The organism is Autumnicola aciditolerans, assembly GCF_041679265.1.
Lineage (GTDB): Bacteria > Bacteroidota > Bacteroidia > Flavobacteriales > Flavobacteriaceae > Autumnicola.
The window spans coordinates 1-3,783 of sequence record NZ_JBGFSM010000044.1; the positions used below are offsets into that span (position 1 = coordinate 1).

Here is a 3,783-nt window from a genome sequence, read left to right on the forward strand (position 1 = left end):
TGTGAGCAAACTGGTTGAACTAATAGTCCGATAATTAATGATATGTAGTAAACTTTCTTCAAAATGCGTGGCAACGGCTACGTATAACCGTCAGTTGTGGTATTTAGAAAGTGAATTTGTCCGCTTAGGTTTCACTTATTTAGATTCTGAATTATAGTATTTAATTAAATGACCACAATTGCGGTTATGCGATGTTGGCAACTGGCCACTGTCACTAATTTGATAAAACTTCAATTTCTTTTTTAAGTTCTAACAAATGTCTTTTTACGATAACCCATACAATTGCATTATCAATACTATCATATGCGTGAACCAGGCGATTTCTAAATCCAATAATCTGTTTATCATTTTGAATCGATAAATCAGATTCTATTTGTTTTAGCTTATTCAATGCTTCTCCAATTATTGCTAATTGTCTTTCAACTGCACTTTGCGTTTTTAAATCGTTTTGGTATAAATTGAAATTCGGAGTGTCAGCTATAAAATTTTCAATTAGATTTATTGCTAATAATATATCAGAAAGATATTTCTTGCCTTTCTCCGTCATAAATTAAAATTTTAGTAGCATCAATATTTTTTCTCAAGATTGGATTTTTGAGTGAAGATTGTGTTAGTAAATCTACTTTTTTTTGAAAGAATTCTTCTAATTTATCCCAGATAGCCAAAAGTTTTTCTCCTCTTTCTAAAGGATCATTTTCTTCTATTTCAATCAATAAATCTATGTCACTGGAATTTTCATCAAATAAGTCTGTTGTTGAAGAACCAAAAGCATATAAATTTTTCACATTATATAGTTTACATAATGTGGTAAAATCAATCATTTTGGCCTGTATGCTATCTTTAATCTTCATAAAGCTAATATAATCAATTTCTTCTTTAACGAAATTATTCAATTTTGGGTTGAAACCGGCTTGTTGCCAACGGTTACGGTTATCGCAAGTTGCGGGAGTAGGAACACGGACTTGTCGGCTTAACGATTTTCTTTCCTGGTTTCTAAAAATACACTTTTTCTAAGATACCCGTTATTTGCGATGAACCGATGTTGTGCGACGTATTTGTCTATTGAATATGTTGGTTGATAAATTCTCTCAAATCTCCAATGGATTCCTGTAATTGTGCAAAGGTGAATCTATCATTCTCAGTGTTTTCCGGATGATGAATTTGATGACGTATATATTCGCTTAGTACTTTTTGTTCTTCTCTAATATTACCATTTCTCAATTGCCTTTTATATAATATTGTAGTTTTTCCACTTTTATATTCCTCTAAAACTTGTTCACTCTCAATAAAGCCATAAAGTTCATTATGATATTCATCGTTTGACTCTCCAAATGCTAGATAATTAACCTCATTTAATGATGGATATGGTAAATCACCTTGTTCAACATTAACTATTTTTTTGCCGTCTTCGTCTTTGATTAATTTCAAATGATGAAAATCTAAAAGTTTGACTATTGCTGGGCTATGAGTGGTTAAGAAAATTTGTGTTTTGTCTGTTTCGGAAAGTTCTTTAAAAGCCTCTATTAGTTTTCTTTGATGGTTTGGGTGTTGAGATGTTTCTGGTTCTTCTATCGCATAAATTATACTCGGAATATTTTCTTCTGCTTGTCTTCGTTCTGCTTCAGCTCTAAAAAAGTTTAGTAGAACCAATCGTTTCACTCCACTTCCTCTCTTGTTGATTGGAATGTCCTCGTCACCGGTTATTGATACATTTTTGAAAACGTCCTGCCACTTTAAACTTTCTGGACTTGGTATTATCGGAGTTAAACTGTCAGCGATTTCTGAGTTCATTTCATTTAGCTTTTCTAAAGTTTTTCTAGAAACTTCATTTAGCTTTTTCTCAACTTCTAGTGCAACTTCATCTAATTTTTCCTTTAGGTTAGCATCTTTCAAAATTTCCTGAACAGCTAATTTCATCGGATTTTGAATTTCGCTATCCCCATCACTATTCTTTCTATCTGACTGAAATAGTGTATAAAGTGGCATATAATTCCTTAATTGGTCCCAAGTGTTTTTAGCATCCAATTTTGCGACTTCAATTTCAATTTCATCTAATTGTAAATCGTTGGAAAAGTGATTCCAAATTGATTTCCTAATTACTGCGTTTTTGGTTTTGTCTTCGCACTCAATTTCGGCAGTTAGTAATTTTTTTAAATCTGAGTTCTTTTTTAATAATAAGTCCGAGCAGGATGGATTTGTAGGATGATTAGCTTTTATAAATACTTTTTCTTTTCCCGCATTTGGATATCTTTTTACAATTTCAAGGGTTCCATCAGATTGTAATAAATATTCTTCTTGAAGTGTAGTTGGATTGGTGGAATCAATTGTCAAAGTAGTTGGTAAATCTTCGAAAACTACGCTTATTTTCGTTTCGTTATTTCCTTCATTTTTGCATTCTTTATTAATATCATCTTTGTCTATTTTGATTGTACCTTTTCCTTCATTGAAAAAAATATCTAAGGCTTCTAATATTGTAGATTTACCTATATCATTCTTTCCTACAAATACATTTAAATCACTAACATCTACTTCTATTTCATTTTTATAAGATCGGAAATTTTCTAATTTTATTTTTTTAATTTTCATTTTAGCTTCGTTAGTTAGTTCAAAGTATTCTCAAATATGACGCACAACGGCTACGGTTAACGCAAGTCACGGGAGTAGGTACACGAACTTGTCGGCTAGTTTGTTCTTACCTGGTCTCTAAAATAACAATTTTTAGCATACCACCCTTTATTTGCTGTTAACCGATGTTGCACATAGAAAATTTCCCCAAAACTGGTAAAAAAGAAAATCAATTTTTAGATCGGAGTGAGAGTCAGCGTAATGGTTTTAAGGATCAGTGAGTGTCAGATTATTATTTATTCAGAATGATTTGCCGCCATATTTAACTTTTTTAGCCATCATTAACTTCTTAATCCAGCGTTTGAGTGATCACGTTTTTTAATCATTAAAAACGGAATCTCTATAAATTTATTATGTGCAACGGTTACGGTTATCGCAAGTTGCGGGAGTAGGGGCGCGGACTTGTCGGATTAATCATTTTTAATTCCTGGTTTCTAAAATTACACTTTTTCCACAAAACCCGTTATTTGCGATGAACCGATGTTGGCAGTAGTTCTTTTACTTTCTATCTTTTACAATTTGAATCAGGTTATTAATTTCTTCTAGAAACACTGAACAGAATTGTTCCGTTGCCGTTAAACGCAATTCATTCATATCTTCTGTATCTTGAATAAATTCTTTAGAATCTAATATCTCAGACGGTTTAATAGCATATTCTTTATCAATGTAAGCATACAAACTTATATTTTTTAGATTATTTAGTTTGGTAATCTGTTCTCTGGTATAAGTTAAACTATTTAAAATTTCTGAATTTATTTCTTGTGTTGAAACATAATGAACAATAAAATCTATATTTCTAGAATAATCTATTTTTAGTTTGTGTTCACGAAGCTCTCTTTTAATTTTTTTTATTTCTTCTTCATTATAATCATCTCGAAGAATAAATTTTAAAATCAGAAAGACTTTTCCAATTTCTTCATTCGATAAATGAAACAAAGTGAATGATCTAGCAAGTCGATTATGAGTTTTTAAAATCTTTGCTTCTTCTGAAAGTTCTCTACTATTTTGTAAGCATTTTTCAATAAGAGCGATTAAAGTTTTACGATTTATAATCATTTCTTTTGTTCAGGTTTTTGTCAAGAATTCTGACTAACGTCAAATTAGTTGGTTGGTGCCAGGGTTGGTAAAAACCCCAGATCTTCTGGTTTGAGTTCCAAT

4 protein-coding genes are annotated in these 3,783 nt (G+C 31.2%); all 4 read right to left on the bottom strand.

Going from position 1 to position 3,783, the window contains the following annotated elements; genetic code table 11:
• Window positions 1-214: 214 nt before the first annotated feature.
• Complete coding sequence (locus tag AB8M93_RS18430; RefSeq protein WP_373060405.1) at window positions 215-547, bottom strand: HepT-like ribonuclease domain-containing protein; 333 nt, start codon at window positions 545-547, stop codon at window positions 215-217.
• Entirely contained in the window at window positions 516-851 is a 336-nt protein-coding gene (locus AB8M93_RS18435; protein WP_373060407.1) for a nucleotidyltransferase family protein, read from the bottom strand. The genes AB8M93_RS18430 and AB8M93_RS18435 overlap by 32 nt, the downstream gene beginning before the upstream one ends.
• Window positions 852-1,059: 208 nt before the next feature.
• Entirely contained in the window at window positions 1,060-2,586 is a 1,527-nt protein-coding gene (locus AB8M93_RS18440) for an ATP-binding protein (RefSeq protein ID WP_373060409.1), read from the bottom strand.
• Window positions 2,587-3,123: 537 nt separating this feature from the next.
• Window positions 3,124-3,681, bottom strand: coding sequence for an AbiV family abortive infection protein (locus tag AB8M93_RS18445; RefSeq protein WP_373060411.1), 558 nt, complete (start codon window positions 3,679-3,681; stop codon window positions 3,124-3,126).
• Window positions 3,682-3,783 lie beyond the last annotated feature (102 nt).

Bases quoted from the DNA above. Each gene is read 5' to 3' on its own strand.
- AB8M93_RS18430 (WP_373060405.1), bottom strand. From the start codon at position 547: ATGACGGAGAAAGGCAAGAAATATCTTTCTGATATATTATTAGCAATA.
- AB8M93_RS18435 (WP_373060407.1), bottom strand. From the start codon at position 851: ATGAAGATTAAAGATAGCATACAGGCCAAAATGATTGATTTTACCACA.
- AB8M93_RS18440 (WP_373060409.1), bottom strand. From the start codon at position 2,586: ATGAAAATTAAAAAAATAAAATTAGAAAATTTCCGATCTTATAAAAAT.
- AB8M93_RS18445 (WP_373060411.1), bottom strand. From the start codon at position 3,681: ATGATTATAAATCGTAAAACTTTAATCGCTCTTATTGAAAAATGCTTA.